At 54.8% G+C, this 17,386-nt stretch carries 11 protein-coding genes; 8 read left to right on the top strand and 3 right to left on the bottom strand.

What is annotated here, in order from left to right; translation table 11 throughout:
• The first annotated feature begins 145 nt into the window (after positions 1–145).
• From HUU59_07745 to HUU59_07730, 4 genes are read left to right on the top strand one after another with little or no spacing between them, the layout of a single operon-like run.
• Positions 146–3,562 carry a right-handed parallel beta-helix repeat-containing protein gene (locus tag HUU59_07745; GenBank protein ID NUO19320.1) on the top strand — a complete coding sequence of 1,139 codons (3,417 nt, stop codon included), beginning with the start codon at positions 146–148 and terminating at the stop codon, positions 3,560–3,562.
• Complete coding sequence (locus tag HUU59_07740) at positions 3,559–4,401, top strand: sulfurtransferase (GenBank protein ID NUO19319.1); 843 nt, start codon at positions 3,559–3,561, stop codon at positions 4,399–4,401. The genes HUU59_07745 and HUU59_07740 overlap by 4 nt, the downstream gene beginning before the upstream one ends.
• Positions 4,402–4,416: 15 nt before the next feature.
• On the top strand, positions 4,417–6,945 hold the full coding sequence (locus HUU59_07735; protein NUO19318.1) for a carboxypeptidase regulatory-like domain-containing protein: 2,529 nt from the start codon (positions 4,417–4,419) through the stop codon (positions 6,943–6,945).
• A 15-nt stretch (positions 6,946–6,960) separates the two neighbouring features.
• Complete coding sequence (locus HUU59_07730) at positions 6,961–8,712, top strand: M3 family oligoendopeptidase (GenBank protein ID NUO19317.1); 1,752 nt, start codon at positions 6,961–6,963, stop codon at positions 8,710–8,712.
• Positions 8,713–8,783: 71 nt separating this feature from the next.
• Here HUU59_07730 and HUU59_07725 read toward each other — a convergent pair whose 3' ends face one another.
• Positions 8,784–9,758 carry an NAD(P)-dependent oxidoreductase gene (locus HUU59_07725; GenBank protein ID NUO19316.1) on the bottom strand — a complete coding sequence of 325 codons (975 nt, stop codon included), beginning with the start codon at positions 9,756–9,758 and terminating at the stop codon, positions 8,784–8,786.
• Positions 9,759–9,767: 9 nt separating this feature from the next.
• Complete coding sequence (locus HUU59_07720) at positions 9,768–10,511, bottom strand: hypothetical protein (GenBank protein NUO19315.1); 744 nt, start codon at positions 10,509–10,511, stop codon at positions 9,768–9,770.
• Positions 10,512–10,580: 69 nt separating this feature from the next.
• On the opposite strand from HUU59_07720, the gene HUU59_07715 reads away from it, so the two are divergent.
• The 4 genes from HUU59_07715 to HUU59_07700 all read left to right on the top strand — a co-directional run bounded on the left by HUU59_07715 (position 10,581) and on the right by HUU59_07700 (position 16,208).
• Positions 10,581–11,945 (top strand): class I SAM-dependent RNA methyltransferase, encoded by a 1,365-nt coding sequence (locus HUU59_07715; protein ID NUO19314.1) that lies wholly within the window; start codon positions 10,581–10,583, stop codon positions 11,943–11,945.
• A 75-nt stretch (positions 11,946–12,020) separates the two neighbouring features.
• The gene (locus HUU59_07710) at positions 12,021–12,557 is read left to right on the top strand and encodes an outer membrane beta-barrel protein (protein ID NUO19313.1); all 537 of its coding nucleotides are present in this window, start codon (positions 12,021–12,023) and stop codon (positions 12,555–12,557) included.
• A 30-nt stretch (positions 12,558–12,587) separates the two neighbouring features.
• Positions 12,588–14,282 (top strand): acyl--CoA ligase, encoded by a 1,695-nt coding sequence (locus HUU59_07705; GenBank protein NUO19312.1) that lies wholly within the window; start codon positions 12,588–12,590, stop codon positions 14,280–14,282.
• Positions 14,283–14,297: 15 nt separating this feature from the next.
• Positions 14,298–16,208 carry a S9 family peptidase gene (locus HUU59_07700; GenBank protein NUO19311.1) on the top strand — a complete coding sequence of 637 codons (1,911 nt, stop codon included), beginning with the start codon at positions 14,298–14,300 and terminating at the stop codon, positions 16,206–16,208.
• A gap of 53 nt (positions 16,209–16,261) precedes the next feature.
• On the opposite strand, the gene HUU59_07695 is transcribed toward HUU59_07700, so the two are convergent.
• On the bottom strand, positions 16,262–17,383 hold the full coding sequence (locus tag HUU59_07695) for an alpha/beta hydrolase (GenBank protein ID NUO19310.1): 1,122 nt from the start codon (positions 17,381–17,383) through the stop codon (positions 16,262–16,264).
• Positions 17,384–17,386 lie beyond the last annotated feature (3 nt).

Raw genomic sequence — 17,386 nt, 5'->3', positions numbered from 1 at the left:
AAGACATTAATAATACTATGTTTATCTCATTGTAGGATACGGAACAGAGACCAAAATTGAGATTCTGTCGGCTTGCATTCAGGAGGATTCGGTTGCAAATTGTAAGGATTAGGACAAAGATTGGTCTTGGGCTGTATCTTGAGGAATGAGCAACGAACCGCGGAATATGGATATGCGAGCTTTGGCAGGAAAATCAGGCGTCATTGGGCTTCTTCTGAGTCTGCTTGTGAGCGGGTTGGCGCGTGCGGATACGACCTTCGTGGCGGCGGGCACTGTTGACGCACTTTGGACTTCATCGGGCAGCCCCTATGTGGTGCAGGGGAACATCTCGGTGTTGGCCGGGGACAGCCTGACCATAGAACCCGGAGTGCGGGTCTACTTTGCGGGCGCATATTCGCTCTCCGTTTTCGGTTATCTTGCGGTAAACGGAGCCCACGGAGATTCGGTAGTCTTCACAACAGACACGTTGCAGAATCCAACCAAGTGGCGCGGGATGTCGCTGAGCAACGCGGACGATTCAAGTTACATTCAGTACGCGGTTTTTGAGCATTCGCTGGCGAACGGTAATTTGGGTGCGGACAGTCTTGGCGGCGCGTTAATCGTCAGCAACGGGACGACCATAAGCGTTGAGCACACGACGTTTCGGCGCAACCGTGCCGAACTTGCCGGAGGAGGCGTCTATGTGAGCGCCTCGACATTGCTGATGGACTCCTGCTTCTTTGAACGGAACATCTCCCGGGCGGAGGGGGGCGGCCTGTTCCTGAACAACTCGGTCAATTCGGTCGTCAGCAGCACGCGGTTGTTCCGTAACAGTGCGCTGAACGGCAGCGGCGGCGGGTCGTATGTTCGCGGCACAACGCCTCTGCTGATGTCCTGCACCTTTGACAGCAATTTCGCGCGCGTGAACGGCGGTGGAATCATGTTCAAGAACTCGTTCGCGACGCTGGATTGTACAGTCATTAAAGGAAATCAGGGACGCGGTCACGGCGGCGGCATCGCCTGCGAAAACTCCTCGCCGCAAATCATAGATTGTGTCCTTGACGCGAACTATACGACGGATTTCGACGGCGGTGGAATCTACAATTGGGAATCCTCGCCGCATATGCTCCGCTGCAAAATCGTGAATAACCGTTCGGCGGATGACGGTGGCGGTATTCACAGCTATCGCGAGTTGTCGAACGGGATTTTCGAGCAGTGTGAAGTGCGCGGTAATCTTGCCAATGGAGAGGGTGCGGGAATTTGGGTGACCCTGGATGGCGCACCAACGTTCATTGACTGCATTGTGCGCGATAATACGGCAGGGTTGTACGGCGGCGGAGTTTTCCTGCGCAATAACGCGCATCCAACTTTCACGAATTGCGATTTTGACAGCAACACGAGTCTTGGAAATGGCGGCGGCCTGTCCATCCGGCAGTCCCAGCCGACTTTGAGCAACTGCCGGATTCGCTCGAATAGTGCTGACGATGAAGGCGGTGGAGTGCATCTCTGGGAGGCCGCCGAAGCCGTAGTCACGAACTGTCTGATTGCGGACAATTCCGCTGGTTTGAATGGCGGCGGAATATCAACGAACCAAAGTACATTGACGGCCACCAACTGCCTTGTTGTTTCCAATTCCACGGCAGCACAAGGCGGTGGACTGGCAACTGCCAATGCGAGCAAAATCAACTTGCTTCACTGCACGTTCGGCGGAAACATCGGGGGCGGACTGCGGCTTGAGTCATCGGTGTCTGATATCGAGAATACGGTCATCGGGGCTTCCGCTGGAAACAATCTATATCTTGCCGGAGGCAGTTCCTCGCGAGTCGCCTATTCACTCATAGAGACGTCTCCGATCTTCTCTGGCAATGACCCGAGTCAAGGTCCTCCCCATTTGGGAATCCTCACGGCCACGAATGCCAACGGCGACTCCTGTGACACGTATTTCAATGTCTATGGAGATGCGGAGTTCACGGATGAATCGGGCGGTGACTGGTCACTGATGTCATCCAGCAGGGCGATTGGCGCAGGGAATTGGAATTTACTGGCCACAGACCTTGCAGGCGAACCTCGTCCGCAACCGGTGATGACCTTGCCGGATATGGGAGCATTTGAATCCGTGGACGGTTTCTCGCCGGACGGTCTGTTCGGTTCGCTTTTCGGCGCATTGGGACCTGACACTTTCAAAGTCGTGGCTGATATCGTTATTGATTCAGCAAACAGTCTGGTGCTTGCGCCGGGTACCACTCTGCTCTTCTGCGGTCCGAGCGGGATGCAGGTTTCAGGGATATTGAATGCAATAGGAACCGTGACGGACTCCATTTCGTTTGTCACAGATACCAGCACAAATCCGGGGCGCTGGCGCGGCATGGTGATGAACAGCAACGCGGGTGCAAGCGAGCTGGAGCATGTCCTGATAGCGGACGCGCGCGCAATAGACACCAAACGCACGCAGGGCGGTGCTATCCGGATGAACGGCGTGTCTCCGACTCTGACTTCATGCACTCTCACCAGACATAGAGCGTTGCAGGGCGGCATCGTCTATCTCGAGCAGTCATCACCGCAGTTTATCGAGTGTGTCTTTGCTCAAGGCGTTGCAGACTCGGGTGGATTGGTGTGCTCGCGCAGCGGCAGCAATCCGGTGATTGACTACTGCGTCCTGACGGGCGGCAGCGCGACGGCCGGGGGAGGGTTTCTTGCTCAAGGCGCGACAGGGCAGGTGCGGAACAGTATTCTTTGCGGAAACAGTTCAACCTCCACGGGCGGCGCGGTGTTTCTTGATGCAGCACCCGCTCTCATCCGCAATAATCTCGTGCTCAACAACAGTTCGACGACAGGCGGCGCCTTTTGGACCGGCAGCACGAGCGCGCAAATAGAGTTTAACACGATTGCCGGAAACAGCGCAGTTGACGGAGCCGGCATATACATGCGGTTCGGTTCGACACAGGTGAAAAACAACATCATCGCTGACAACAACGGCGACGGCATATACTTCTTCGTCACACCGACTTCCGTGATTCGCAATAATTGTGTCGCGATAAATGACAGCGCCAATTTCGCGTTCTTCGGCAATTCGCCGTCGCAAGGCCCGGCGGGGCTTGGCGGTCTGGACAGCCTGAATGCGAACGGCGACCCATGTGACAGATATTACAATATTCAGTTGAACCCGCGATGGGTGAGCGGCAGCGGACACGAATACTATCTTGCTCACATTACAACTGGTGACAGTGCAGACTCGCCGTGCGTGAATGCCGGCGAAACTTCGGCGACCGCGCCGGAGGGTTCTACTCGAACGGATTTTGTCGCAGACGGCGGAATTGCCGACCAGGGTTATCACGGGCCTGAGACTGCCGGACCTCCCGCAGCTATAGATGATTTGGTAATCCGGGCGACGGTGGACAGCATCTATTTGTATTGGAGCTACGAGGGAACTGGATTATTCACCGTGAAGTCGGATTCATTGCTTGACGGGAATTTTGAGACAATTCTGGCGGTGACAACTGACACTTCAGTCGTGCTGCCAAACAGCGCTCCACTGCATCCGCTCAAAGGCTATTTCCATGTGACTGTGGAGCCTCTGGAGTGAAACAGATTGTCACGACGGATTGGCTGGCCGAACATCTTCAGGATGAGACAATTGTAATTGCCGACGCACGTTGGGTGCATATGGACAGCGCGGCGGCATATGCAAGCTATTTGCAGGGTCACATTCCCGGTGCGGTGTTTGTGGATGTGGATTCAGTATTGTCCGAGCTCGGGGATTATTCCAAAGGCAGGCATCCGCTGCCAAATCCTGAAGACATGGTGCGGAAGCTCGCGTCTATTGGAATCGGCCAGGGCAAGTTTGTGGTTGCGACGGAGGGAGATAGCTTCAAAGTGTCCGCGCGGCTGTGGTGGTTGCTGCGGTGGATTGGAGTGGACGACGTGGCTGTGCTGGACGGTGGATTTGTGAAATGGCAGGCGGAGGGCCGCGAGGTGGAAACACGCGAACACAAGCGCCTTCCGGTGGCACCCTATCCGGTGCGGCTGCGAAGTGAGATGATGAGCAATGCCATCGAAGTGGAACGAAAACTCGCGCGCGGCGAAACCGTGTTGGACGCACGCGCGGCGGAACGATATCGCGGAGAAATAGAACCGCTTGACAAACGTGCCGGACATATTGAAGGCGCGAGAAGTATTCCGTTGGCAGATTTGCTTACAGGTGACCCGCCAAGACTGAAGAGCCTCGAAGAGCTTCGCGCGTTGTTTGGCGAAGCCGGAATTACAGACGATGAGAGTGTCACGGCCTATTGCGGATCAGGAGTGACAGCCTGTCAGCTCCTGTTGGCTTTGGATCAGGCCGGATATGGAAAATTGCAATTGTACCCGGGTTCGTGGAGTGAATGGATTGAGTTGCACCCTGAAGCCGGTGTGAAGTTAACTTAGAATTGGATAGACATGATGAAGCGTTGGACAGTATTTACTAATGTTGTCATATTGCTGGTTGCTTTATGCGCCCAGACTCTGGAAGCGCGTCCCGTGAAGAAGAATATGCTCAATTCACGGCTTGCTGAAATTGAATTGACCTCGCCGCTCGATGCGAAGATTATTGAAGACACCGGTGGAATCATAGACCATGTGCGCGGGACAACAGCGCGGGTCTACTTGCTGCCTGAGGATTTCGACCAATTACGCGCGCGCGGATTCTCTGTCGAGTGGCTGCCGGAAGAACGGATCGAACCCGGCAGATTGGACGAATACCACGAGAATGCCGACATCGAAGCCGAATTCATCGCGTGGGCAGCCGCGTATCCGACCCTGTTCTCATATCAAAGCATCGGCAACTCCGTGCAGGGAAGACCTCTTTGGGTCGGGAAAATCTCCGACAACGTTACGGTGGACGAACCGGAAATCGAAACAAAGTATGTCGCGGCGATGCACGGAGATGAGGTGGTTGGACTGGAGAACTGTCTGAAGTTCATTGATACGCTGCTGACTGGCTACGGGACGGACGCGGTGTTGACCGAAATGGTCAACGACTACGAAATATACATTCTGCCGCTGATGAATCCTGATGGCCGCGACGTTGGCACGCTGGGACAGAGATTCAATGCCAACGGTCAGGATTTGAATCGTGATTTCCCCGACCGGGCATGGGATTCGACGAACACAACGGCGGGACGAGAGATTGAAACGGCACACGTGATGAATTTTTCTGCCACACGGAATTTTGTCATTTCAGCGAATTTTCACGGCGGCGCATTAGTCGCCAATTATCCGTGGGACAGCAACTACAACGGGTCCAGCGTATTCTCCCCGTCTCCTGAGAACGCGCACTTCTATCACATCTCACTGACCTATTCGCAAGCGAATCCCGCGATGTACAATAGCGAAGATTTCCCGCCGGATGGCACAACCAATGGCGCCGAATGGTACCATGTTTCCGGTGGAATGCAGGATTGGAATTATGTGTGGATGGGCTGCAAGGAAATAACGCTGGAGATATCGGATATTAAGTCAGGTCCTGAGAGCGCGTTGGACAGTCTATGGGAGATGAACCGGCAGGCGATGATTGACTATCTGCTTGAAGCCCGCGAGGGCATTCGCGGAATCGTGACGGACGCGGAGACGGGTTTGCCACTTCGGGCAAACGTCATGCTTGCGAATATCCCCTATCTGACCTACAGCAGCGCCCTGCACGGCGAGTACTATCGCATTCTGCTTCCGGGCACCTACAGTCTCACCTTTAGTTCTCCGGGCTATGTCAGTCAAACGGTGAATAATATCAATGTCGTCGGCGGCACACCGACGGTGCAGGACATTCAATTGAGTCCGGCGCCTCGCGGAGAGATTTCCGTGATACCGGACAGCGTCTCGCAGTCTGTTCCGCTCTGTGATACCTACGATATGAACATCACCATTCAAAACACGGGTGATGCCGCGCTGGCTTGGAGCAGCTCTGAAGCAAGTTTCGCGGCAGGCAATTATGGAGCAGGCATCGGAGGCTGGCGCTGGATTGACTCGCGCGCGGCGGGCGGTCCAGCGTACAATTGGGTGGACATTTCCACAATCGGCACGGCCGTGTCCTTCACGTCTGACGACCAGAATCTCGGACCTTATGCCATTGGTTTCAGTTTTCCGTTCTACGGCAACAGCTACTCGCAAGTAAGGATTTCCGCCAACGGCTGGCTCTCATTTACATCGAGCGCAACCGGAGCGACTTCGTACAATAATACAACTCTGCCGGCGAGCACTGCACCGGAGAATATTCTGGCATGCTGGTGGGACGATTTGAGCCCGCAGCGCGCAGGGACAGCTGTCCGCAGATGGACGAACAATGCCGATAGCTTTGTCGTGTCGTTCCAAAATGTGCAGAGCTATCAGAATAATGGCCTGTACAATTTTGAAGTGATATTGAAATCGGATGGCAGCGTGACTTATCAGTACGGAAACATGGGCACAAACCGGCTGACATCCTCCACGATCGGCATGCAGAGCAGCGATCGCACCAAAGGAGTTACCGTCATTGCCAATGCAGCCTACATTGCAAACAACCTCGCGATATCCTTCTGCCCTGCTTCGGCGGTGCAGACCCTTCCGGCTTCGGGGAATGTGGCGATTGGCGGCCAGCAGGACGTGACTTTGCGGCTATCAAGCTGCTGCCTGCCCACGGGACTGTCGCCTGCGAATCTTGCTTTCAACTCGAACGACCCGATAACCCCCATATATCTGCTGCCGGTGACGATTGATGCGGGCGGGACTTTAATCCCGGACGCGGTGGACGACTTGGCGATTTCCTATGAATCCGGCAACGTGTATCTGCACTGGACGGCTGTTGAGAACGCGGAGTCCTATTCAGTTTGGCGGAGCGCCGTTTGGCCTGTTGAGATTGGCACGTCGACACAAATCGGCACGACAGCTTCGACCAACTTTGTCGCCCCCGAGTCGGGCAATGCCTTTGACTATTACTTTGTTGTATCGGAACGATAGGAGAATTTTTTCGGAATGTTAACCATTGAGAACCGCGTTGCGGAATTAGCCCGGCCTTCGTCTGAATTTCCGCGGCGATTTTTGGCGTCCGGACTGTGTTTGTCAAAGTGGGAGGACGTTCTCCCCTATTATCAGGATTTGGAAGAGCGTCAAGTTGAAAGCACGTCTCAGCTTGAGAACTGGATAGCCGATTCGAGTGAGCTTTCTGCCTTCTTGGCCGAGGAGTCTTCACGCCGATACATCGCCATGACGTGCGCGACGGACGATGAGCAGGCCGAAAAGGAGTACATGCTGTTCGTTGAAGAGATTGCCCCGCGCATGAAGGAAGCGCAGGACAAACTCAATCGCAAACTCGTGGCGAGCTCATGGGCTTCAACACTCGGCCCCAAGTATGAGGTGTTCTTGCGTTCGAGTTTGAACGCGGTGGATTTATTCCGTGAAGTAAATGTTCCGATTGAGACGGAGCTTGAACGGCTGTCGCAGCAATATCAGAAGCTCTTTGGCGCAATGACCGTGCAATGGCAGGGCAAAGAGATCACGATTCCTCGTGCGCTGGCGATGCTTGAAGAGACCGACAGAAGTGTACGGGAATCCGCCTACAAGCTGGTCGCGGAACGGCGCTTGAAGGACAGGGACGAATTGGAAGATATATTTGAAGAGATGCTTGCCAAACGTCATCAGGTCGCCCTCAACGCCGGTTTTGAGAATTACCGCGACTATAAATTCCGGGAGTACGAACGGTTCGACTATACTCCGGCCGATTGTGAGGCTTACCATAGGGCGGTCGCCGAGCTGGTCGTGCCGGTTTTGCGCGAAGCATCGCGTGCGCGCAAGCAAGCGCTTGGAGTGGACGTGCTTCGGCCTTGGGACTTGGATTGCGATCCGTTCGGCCGTGAGCCGCTGCATCCGTTTGGCACGGCGGACGAACTGATTCGCGCCTGTTCGCGTGTATTTCATCGCGTGGACGGAGAGCTCGGCCGGCAATTTGACAAAATGAACGACCTCGGGCTGCTTGACCTGTCAAGCAGAAAAGGCAAAGCTCCGGGCGGCTATCAAAGCGACCTGGCCGAAGTGAGACTGCCGTTTATTTTCATGAACGCGGTCGGCACAAATGACGACGTGTTCACATTGCTGCACGAAGGCGGCCACGCGTTCCATGCGTTCGCGGTCCGCGATGAAGAGCTGTATGCCTACCGTCATGCGCCGATGGAGTTTTCAGAAGTTGCTTCGATGAGCATGGAGCTTCTGGGCATGCCGATGCTTGACGAGTTCTACAGCGAAGCGGACAAGGCAAGGACGATTCGCACGGAGCTCGAAGGCAAGCTTGCTCTGTTGTGCTGGATTGCCACAATTGACGCGTTTCAACATTGGATTTACACTCATCCGGGACACACGCGCGAGCAGCGGAGGGAGTATTGGCGCAGTTTAGTCGAAAAATTTGGCGCGGGCGCAGACCACACGGGTCATGAGCAGGCGCGCGACTATCGCTGGCACGCGCAGCTGCACCTGTTCGAAGTACCATTTTATTACATCGAGTATGGAATCGCGCAACTGGGCGCATTCCAGATTTGGAGTCGCTCACGCAGAGACCCCGCTGAAGCTCTGCGCGGGTACAAGCACGGTCTGTCGCTGGGCGGGTCACGGCCGCTGCCGAAGCTCTATTCGGCTGCGGGAATCAAATTTGAGTTCTCCGCGGAGATGATTGCTCCACTGATGCAGGAAGTACGCGAGGAGATAGCCCGGCAGGCAAAACTTGAGGCGCAATAGTCTCCCGCGGTATCGGTAAACGAAATAGCCCGCGGTAAGCGGGCTATTTTATCGCGATTCAAAGATAAGCTCTATGCGGCTTTGATTCCGCTCCACCAAGCGGTATATCCGCGAAGCCCTTCAATCAGGGGAACCTGCGGCTCGAAACCAAGCGCTATCAGTTTAGCGATATCAAATCGTTGTTGGACGGCTTCAGCAATATCCGGTTTCCCGGTCCTGGGGGCAGCATTCAGTTCCAGGATTGCGCAGAGATGTGTATGAAGCTCTCGGATGTGCATGCTGTGGCCGGATGCGACGTTGAAAACGCCTTCAGCATCTTTGCTCAGAATCAATTTGAGTGCCTGCAGCACGTCACCCGCATGAATGATATCGAGCGTCGAATTCATGTCGAAGGTATTGTGCATGTTCGTGCCCTGCGGCCCGAGCAGATTATAGACAAGTTCGGCAATAGTTCCGTGTGCCAATCCCGGTCCGTAGGTTGAGGAAAGCCTCAGAACAGAGGTGCGCAAGCCGTGGTAGGTTCCGAAGTCATTGAGGATTTGTTCGGCCATCACGCTGTAGCTGCCGTATTTGGAGACGGGCGTGAGCTCGCTTGATTCGGACTTCGGCTGCGGACACTCTCCGTACACATCGGTCGTAGACATATACATAAGATGTGCGTGAGGCGCGTTTCTCCATGCGGATTCGCACAACTGGACGACCTTGTCAATCGTCCGGTTGAAATTCAGCATCGGTCTTTCATTATGGGTTCCGCGCTGAACGTCTGCCGGAATGTGCAGAATGACATCGGGGGAGACAATCGAAAGCGTTTCCCCGAATCTGAAGTCCGACGGGCTCAGCTGGACGCAGGGAAAGTTCTCTTTCAGAGTATGATAGGCCTCCGCGCCGACACACTGGACGGAGACTTGAGCACCGGAGTCGAGCAGGCCGTGCGCGAGGTAGCGGGCGAGAGCACTGTCCCCGCCGGTGATAAGGATTTTCCGGTTGAGTTTTTCGGTTGATGTCCGGGGAGTTTGCGGTTCGGCAGTTTTCCTGAACGTAATCATTGCGGTTCCTTAAGTGGTCTCTCGTGAATGCCAATAGGACGCGGGTGGCGGTGTGACCGGGGCATAATCGGATGCGATTTTCTCCCAAATTCCCATGGCTTGCTGCCAGGTTGATGCATCGTCTTTCAACCGCTCAAAGATTGCTCGAACACGGTCAAGGTCGGGCAACGTGAGCACCTGCCATGGAACATGCGACAGGTCTGTCGAGTGAGAGAAGGAGACGGCCGAAAACAGGTCAAACCTGCGAATCAAAAATGATTCGAGATGCTGCCGCGACCCTGCATGGGTGTCTTCCTGCCAAGCTCGCCTGAGCGCACCAATGCGTATCGCGTCCACTTCCAATCCTTGCGGGAATGTATGCTTGGGCAGCCTATTGGTGCACCAGTCCGCATCGTTGTTTTCAAGAAGCTTCTCTACGGCCTCGTCGATGAGTTCCCCGTCAACCAACGGGCAGCTTGCCCGCAACGGAACAACGATGTCGGCGCAGTAGGCAATTGCGGTGCGATAGACCCTGTCCAAGAGGTCGAATTCAGAGCCTCGAAAGCAAGAGTATCCGGCAGACATGCAGAGTGACTCAATCGAATCATCCGCCTTATTGTCCGGCAGGGCAACCACCAGGTCGTTTAGTCGTGTTGCCCTCGAAGCACGGGCAAGAAGTTTCAGAAGCATGGGCTCTCCAGCCAGCTCCCTGAGAACCTTTCCGGGAAGCCGCTCGGAGCCTCTTCGGGCTACCACAATTCCTAAGATTTTCATAACTTATCGGGTGCTTTACATCCTGTTTACCAGCTTGGTCGAAACCGGGGTTTTGTGCCTCCAGTACCAATGAATGAAGATCAGGGGCAAGAATCGCTCCACCATCACTTTAAGTCCGGCTCCCGGCATGTCGGGGACGTTGCCTGCATGTCCAGCGATGGTCGGGGTATAATCAAGAGCCGTGGACAGGTACTGTTCGCAAATGGGGTTGTGACGGGAGACCGCGTGGCCTTTGCCCCCAATCTGTCTGTAAAGCCATGCGAAGCCGACAACCCGAAGGTTTTGAAGCTCTCGGTGCATCGCTGCGAGCATCCCTGCCGACATGCGAAAGAATGTCCCGGGTCACGCTGGGGAATTCTGTCCTATCAGCAGCAACTAAAGGAAAAAACAGAGTTGGTGCGGCGGGTCATGCGCGGGGTGACAGACGAGGCCAGAGTCCAGGATATAGTGCCCAGTCCGCAACCGTGGGGGTATCGGAATCGTCTAACCTTGCAGGTTCGGCGGGAAGAGCACGGCGGTGCCGAACTCGGCTATGCCACCAAAGCACGCGGGGAAGGATTTACCCCCATCAGGAAGTGCCTGCTTGCAACAGAGCCGGTGACTCAAGCTGTGGCTCATGCAATATGGGTCCTGCGGGACATGCGCGAGCTTGGGAAAGTTCTGTTGCCGGACCGGATCAGCTTCTTTGAGACAGCCGCAGGAACGGGAGCACTGGCGATTTTTAAGGGTTGGCCGAAGGAGACGGATGTTCAGAATTTCTTAGAACTTGCGAGAAAAATCGAACTACCCGGCGGAATTTGGGCAGCCACGGCAAATCAAGCGGGGATTGTGGGAGAGCGAGGCATGTTTTGGAGAGAAGAGGAGTGCCGAGCCATGCAGGCCGATTGGCTGGGGCACAAGTTGGAAGTCCATCCTGCAGCATTCACACAAGCCAATCAATCCGCATTCGCTCATGTGCTCGAAGATCTGCACTCGCAGGCAAGCGAAATTGGAAGGGAAGTAATTTGGGACTTATATGGCGGTTACGGCGCCCTCGGATTTGCCGCGGCAGCCGGCGGAAGCCGGGTACATGTTGTCGAGCAGAACGGTTTGGCAAAGAGTACATTTGAGCAATTGAGAATTTTATCCCCGTCTGTCGAAGGCAAATTTGTGCACGGCGAAGTTGCGGCACTGCTGCCGGACCTGATGAACAGGATGGCTGCGAATGATGTTGTGATACTCGATCCTCCGCGCAACGGCTGTCATCCCAAAGTCTTGACAATGCTCGGAGAATCTCATGTCAGACGGGTAGTATATTTATCATGCAATCCGGCGCGGCTCGCTCGCGACATGAAAATTCTTGCCAGAACGGGATTTCAAGTGAACAGTGTTCAGCCCATTGATTTTTTTCCGCAAACACCGGAAATTGAGGTGCTTGCAACTGCAATACGATGAAGAGAGTTGAATAAATGATGGAAAGTGGCTATCCTATGGCCAAGTCCGGCAGAAACTAATTTAGGGAGTTACATGATGAAGAAGTTTTTGGTGATGCTGACCGTATTGTTCGTCGGAATCAGCCAAGCGGCATGGGCGGGTGCGAATATCGGATTAAAGGGAGTCGGGCCTCGCATTGGCTTTGTGGACCCGGATCATGGTGACGGAGCAGTAACGCTTGGAGCAGTGGCCGACATGGGGACGTGGACCGAGAATTTACCGTGGGAGCTTGCCTTCACATGGTGGAGTGCAGGCGAAGAGGAAGGCTCTTATGATTGGAGTTACACGGATATCGCGATTCGCAATTCCGTGTATTACACGTTCGAAGTTGACAAGAATCTGTTTGTTTATCCCGGCGCAGGCATCGGTGTGCACTTCCTCAATGCAAGTGTGGAAGGGCCGGGCAATTATGACTCGGACGAGTCCGACACGGAGATAACTCTGATGATACTGGGCGGACTCCAATTCCCGATTACGGGCAACTGGCACGGACAGGCAGAGCTTCAGTTGGATTTCGGTGACGCCGAGCAGACCAACATTCAGTTTGATTTCATCTACGAATTAGGCAAATAGCCACGCATTAGCTGGGATTGGAGGAAGCGATTGACATCGCTTGACACAAGGATAGCACATGCACGGAGTCTGGGGGAGGGAGCGCAAGCTCTCTCCCCTCTTCCGTTTCAGAATATCGGTTCACTCCTGAACAAGCAGCTTCAGGACCGGCCTGAGCAGCCGTTCTTGATTTTCTACACTGAGTCCGGGGAGCGCAGCGAATGGAGTTACTGCGAGTTCTTCAAGCTCGTGTGGAAGTCGGTACGGCTGCTGGAGAGCTTTGGCATCCGGCGCGGAGACCGCATCGCCACTGTCTCGCATAATCACGCCGAGACCGTGGTGCAGTATTTTGCCGCCTGGGCAATGGGGGTGGTAGTCGTGCCGGTGAATCTCGGGGAGACGGACGACCGGATAGAGTATATTCTGAGCAATTCAGAGACCAAACTTGCATTCGTGCGCGAACCGTATCTTGAGCGACTTGCTCATCTGCGCGAGAAATTGCCGCTGTTCAAGACCATTGTCCAAACGGGTGGCAGTGCGGCGGCGGGTTTTCCCCATTATGCAGCCGAGTTGACCAAGTACTCCGGCGAACCGGTTGAAACACGCGAGGTCGGCTTGGAGGACGAAGTTCTGATTGTCTACACCTCGGGGACAACCGGTAATCCAAAGGGCGTGGTGCTGGTGCAGCAGAATCTGCTGACGGACGCACAGGGAATTTCTGAGTGGCATGCGCTCACCGCAGGCCAGCGGATGATGTGCGTCCTGCCGCTGCATCATGTGAACGGTACCGTGGTTACTCTGATGACACCGATGTTCTACGGCGGGACGGTGGTGCTGAACCAGAAGTTTTCGACGCATCACTTCTTCGAACGGTTGGAGCGTGAGGAGGTGCAAATCGTCAGCGTCGTGCCGACCCTGCTGCAGTTCCTCCTCCATGAAAAGAGCCTTGAAGGGAAGCAACTTTCGCTGCCGAAGTTCCGTCACATCATATGCGGGGCGGGTCCGTTGACCGTTGAGCTGGCGAGCGCCTTCGAGGACCGGTTCGGGTTGAGAATCGTGCACGGCTACGGTCTGTCGGAAACCACCTGCTACTCGTGTTTTCTGCCCATCGAGTTAAGCGCGTCTGAACACAAGCGTTGGATGCGCGATTACGGATTCCCCTCTATCGGAGTTCCGATACCGCAAAACGAGATGGAAATTCACGATGAACGCGGCACATCGCTCCCCCCCGACACGAAAGGTGAAATCGTGATTCGCGGCGTCAACGTGATGAAATACTACTTCGCCAATCCGGAAATAAACGAGAAGACGTTTGAGTTCGGTTGGTTTCGCTCCGGGGATGAAGGGTTTTACAAAACGGACGGGCGGGGACGGAAGTTTTTCTTCATTACGGGCAGGCTGAAGGAACTCATCATTCGCGGAGGCGTGAATATCTCGCCATTTGAGATTGATGAAGTGCTGGCGAGGATTCCCGGTATCGACAAGGCCATGGCGGTCGGGTTTGAGAATGACTGGTACGGCGAAGAAGTGGGCGCGTATGTCTGCCTGAAACCGGGCGCCGCACTTTCGGAACGGGAGATTATAGGCTTTTGTGCGCGCGAACTTTCGTCTGCCAAGTGCCCGAAGGTCGTTGTGTTCGGCCACGAATTTCCCGTCACCTCCACCGGAAAATATCAGCGCAACAAGTGCAAGCACCTGTTCAGCGCATTTAAGTCGGAACAGTTTCCCAGAAAAGCGACAACATAACAAGGACCCAAGAACATGATTAAGCAGTTTGCAGCTACGCTTCTGCTCGGATGTGCGCTCGCGAACGCGAACCCTCCGGCCACATTGCTCTCGGAAGGGCAGTACATTCCCGATATCGGCACGTTTCTTCAGATTGGCAATTGGAGCCCGGCCGGAAACAGCTGGGACGGCAAAGACGTTTATGTGACATCTTCCGCTTCGGGCGCAGCTCAAGTCTATCGCATCACCGAAACCGGCTGGCCGTATCAGTTAACCACATTTGAAGACGGAATTGACGGGTTTACGCTGGCAAGGCATGGTCACGTCGCCATTGTCTCGGCCTCGGTGGGCGGAGATGAAAACTCCCAGCTCTATCTGATGGACACAAAGACGGGACGGATATTGAAACTGACAAACAGGCCGGACGTGCAGTACGGCGGCGTCGTGTGGGCTCCGGACGATTCAAAAATCTATTACACCTCGAACGAAGAGAACGGCACGGACTTTTTTATCTATGAAATGAACATCACGACCGGAGAGTCGAAGAAAATCTTTGACGGCGTCAAAGGGTCTAACGCGATTGCCGATCTGTCGAAGGACGGCAAGCACATGATCCTCAGCACCTATACGTCCAATGTGAACAACGACCTGCATCATCTTGACCTGACCACCGGCAAGTGGAAGACCATTACGAAGGACAAAGGGGACGTGATGTACGGCTCGGTGACGCTGATGCCGGACAACCAGACGATATATCTCGATTGCAACGACAATCCCGAAGGTATGTCGCGCATGGCAACCATGAAACTCGGTTCGCCGAAAGTGACGTATGTAAATGACGGCTGGCTCGATACAAAATGGGAATGCGAAGGTATCGGCTTCTCGCGTGACTACAAGTATATGGCTGCTTCGACCAACGAGGACGGTTGGGGACGTGCTAAAGTCCGTGAAGTGGAAACAGGCAAGGACGTAAAATTGCCGAAACTCGACGGACAGATGGGCGTGGCAGGATTCACACAAGACGGTGAGATTATTCTTTCCTTCTCAAGCCCGACGATGGCTCCGGAAGTGTTTCGCTGGAATCCGCAGACGGAGAAGCTGACTCAGCTCACACAGTCCATTTACGCGGGAATTGACCGCTCACTGTTCCGTGACCCGGTGCTCGTGCGTTTCCCGAGCTTTGACGGGCTGGAAATTTCGGGCTACTTGTATCTGCCCGCGTCATTCAAGGAAGGAGATCCGGTGCCGTTTATCGTTGAGGCGCACGGCGGACCGGAGTCGCAATTTAGACCGGGGTTCATCCGCAACATTCAATACATGCTGTTAAACGGCTACGGGGTATTGTGTTTGAATCCGCGCGGTTCATCCGGTTATGGCCGAGATTTCCTTGCCATGGACAATTACAAGAAGCGCAAGGACTCGTTGAAGGATTACAAAGCCGCGACGGACTGGTTGATTGCACAGGGCTACACCAAGCAGGGTATGATCGGCATTCGCGGCGGAAGTTACGGCGGCTATGTGGTGATGGGAATGATTACAGAGTATCCCGACCTTTATAACGCTGCCATCAACATCGTCGGCATCACGAACTTCAAGACCTTCCTTGAGAACACCGCCGATTACCGCCGCGCCCTGCGTGAAGCGGAATACGGCCCCTTGTCCGACCCCGAATTCCTCGAAGAAATCTCTCCGCTTAATAAGGCGCACCTCATCACGACTCCGTTGCTTGTCGTGCACGGTGAGAACGATCCGCGTGTTCCAGTGGGTGAAGCGCGCCAGATCATTGCAAAATTAACGGAGATTGGCACACCGGTGGATTCGCTGATATTCCCGGACGAAGGGCATGGCGCCAGCAAGCGGCCCAACATCATTGCCGAGTATCGCAAGCATGTCGAATTTTTCGACAAGCATTTGAAGGGTCTGCGCAAGCCGGAAATGAAAGAGTAGTAATTGACCGGCTGAAATTGAAAGCCCGGCTTTTCGAGCCGGGCTTTTTTTTGTTATTTGGGCAGGTAGTTGTGCCACCAGCGCAACACGTCTGGAAAACGCCTTCGCCATGAAGACTCATTGTGCTCGCCTTCAGGGTCAATCACGATTCGCGCGTCCACACCATTTGATTTCAGCAGCCGTCCGCACTCCTGCACGGCTTCAATCATCTGAGCGGAGAGTCCGCGTTCACCGCCGAATTCGTGCATGCCGTAGTCAATCCAGAAGCGCGTGTCACCGTGAAAGGCCTGCGCAATCTTCATGATCCGCCCGCCTGCGACATTCAGACTCGGGCTGAGACAGGCGGCGAACGAGAATTTGTCCGGGCGTGTCATGCCTGCATAGAGCGAAATCAATCCGCCGAGTGACGAGCCGGCGACAGCGGTGAATTCGCGTCCCGGTTTCGTTCGGAATTGAGCGTCGATATGCGGCTTAATCGTTTGCAGGACGAACCGCACGTAACGCTCACCGAGGCCGCGCGAACGGCGGAAATCGTCTTCCCACGGCGAGTACTCGTGCAGCCGTGAAAGACCCATGTTGGGAATCCCGACAACGATATGGCGCAGATGTTCCTTTTCCGCAAGCTCGAGTGAGATCTCGTCAATTCCCCATTCCTTGTCATAGGCGGACACATCGTCAAACAGGTTTTGTCCGTCGTGCATGTACATGACAGGGTAGCGCTCACTTGTTCTGTCGTCGTACCCGGGCGGGAGCAGCACAAGAATGTCCCGCATATTCCCGAGCTGCGGAGAGAAAACATCATGAATGACGCGCACATCTCCGGTAATCGTATGTCGAGGACGCCACGACACAGTGCCGGGATGCAAATCACACCAACCGCCCACTTCAATGTGCAAGTCGCCGTTATGGGAACCGGAGTTCCATTGGCGATTTCCGGTCGGCTGGCCGTCCGCAGTACATTCGACACTGTCCCACGAACCGCGCGTAACCTTGAATTCGGCTCGGTCAATATCCGGCGGAAGCACAAACCGGTGTGTTCCGTCCGCCTGCGGAATGGTGCGCGAGAGCGGATGTGACGGGCTCCAGCCGTTGAAGTCGGCGGCGAGAAAAATAGTGGCGCCCGCCGGAGTGTCCGCGGGCAGCCGGAAAGTCAGAACGCGAGATGAATCCGGCATGTT

The organism is bacterium, assembly GCA_013360195.1.
Classification (GTDB): Bacteria; Electryoneota; RPQS01; order RPQS01; family RPQS01; genus JABWCQ01.
The sequence above is the reverse complement of the archived record's forward strand: the minus strand, read 5'-3'. Positions and strand labels throughout refer to the sequence as shown.

Bases quoted from the DNA above. Each gene is read 5' to 3' on its own strand.
- HUU59_07745 (NUO19320.1), top strand. From the start codon at position 146: ATGAGCAACGAACCGCGGAATATGGATATGCGAGCTTTGGCAGGAAAA.
- HUU59_07735 (NUO19318.1), top strand. From the start codon at position 4,417: ATGAAGCGTTGGACAGTATTTACTAATGTTGTCATATTGCTGGTTGCT.
- HUU59_07730 (NUO19317.1), top strand. From the start codon at position 6,961: ATGTTAACCATTGAGAACCGCGTTGCGGAATTAGCCCGGCCTTCGTCT.
- HUU59_07725 (NUO19316.1), bottom strand. From the start codon at position 9,758: ATGATTACGTTCAGGAAAACTGCCGAACCGCAAACTCCCCGGACATCA.
- HUU59_07720 (NUO19315.1), bottom strand. From the start codon at position 10,511: ATGAAAATCTTAGGAATTGTGGTAGCCCGAAGAGGCTCCGAGCGGCTT.
- HUU59_07715 (NUO19314.1), top strand. From the start codon at position 10,581: ATGAATGAAGATCAGGGGCAAGAATCGCTCCACCATCACTTTAAGTCC.
- HUU59_07710 (NUO19313.1), top strand. From the start codon at position 12,021: ATGAAGAAGTTTTTGGTGATGCTGACCGTATTGTTCGTCGGAATCAGC.
- HUU59_07700 (NUO19311.1), top strand. From the start codon at position 14,298: ATGATTAAGCAGTTTGCAGCTACGCTTCTGCTCGGATGTGCGCTCGCG.
- HUU59_07695 (NUO19310.1), bottom strand. From the start codon at position 17,383: ATGCCGGATTCATCTCGCGTTCTGACTTTCCGGCTGCCCGCGGACACT.